At 46.9% G+C, this 603-nt stretch carries 1 protein-coding gene; it reads left to right on the top strand.

The features are described 5' to 3' along the window. Positions 1-17: 17 nt before the first annotated feature. Positions 18-603: transposase (locus tag ICN40_RS11565; protein WP_255561334.1), on the top strand; the 586-nt coding region annotated here is incomplete at its 3' end.

The raw sequence follows: 603 nt of genomic DNA, 5'->3' as shown, positions 1-603 counted from the left end.
AGCTCTATGAGACCGCCTTGCATAGCATTGGACTACCTGTTGAGGCAGATTCCTTGGCTTGCAAAACCTTTCAAATACAACTGAGACGCTATCAAGAGATCAATGCTTGTCGCAAGCAATTAGAAGAGACAGCTCAAGCAGTATTGGCCGATAACCCGGATTCTGCCATCTTGCAAAGTGTGCCGGGGATTGGCCCGATTAATGCCCTAACGATTCTGGCGGAAGGCGGGGATCTACGTCGCTTTAGCCATCATCGTCAGTTCTTGAAGTATTGCGGGTTTGATCTAGCCAAAAATCAATCAGGCAACTACCGTGGTCAAGAACAAATCTCTAAACGAGGTAATGCGCGTTTACGTTTGGCGTTATGGATGGCAGTGAACACTGCTATCGCTCAACCAGAAAATAGTTTTCAGCAAAAATATAGCCGCTATATTAAAGGCGCACCGCAGGATAAGGATTTACAACGTAAAGCAAGGACTGCGGTGGCAGCGAAGATGGCGCGTGTAGTGTATGGATTAGTGAAGTCAAAACAGATGTATCAAGGTTACTATGAAAAAGCTTTACCCAGTGGATCGATCCCTCTCTGTAGGGCCGTAGAGGCCG

This window comes from Polynucleobacter sp. Fuers-14, assembly GCF_018882045.1.
Classification (GTDB): domain Bacteria; phylum Pseudomonadota; class Gammaproteobacteria; order Burkholderiales; family Burkholderiaceae; genus Polynucleobacter.
Note: the sequence above shows the minus strand (reverse complement) of the source record. Positions and strands in the feature narration are given on the sequence as shown.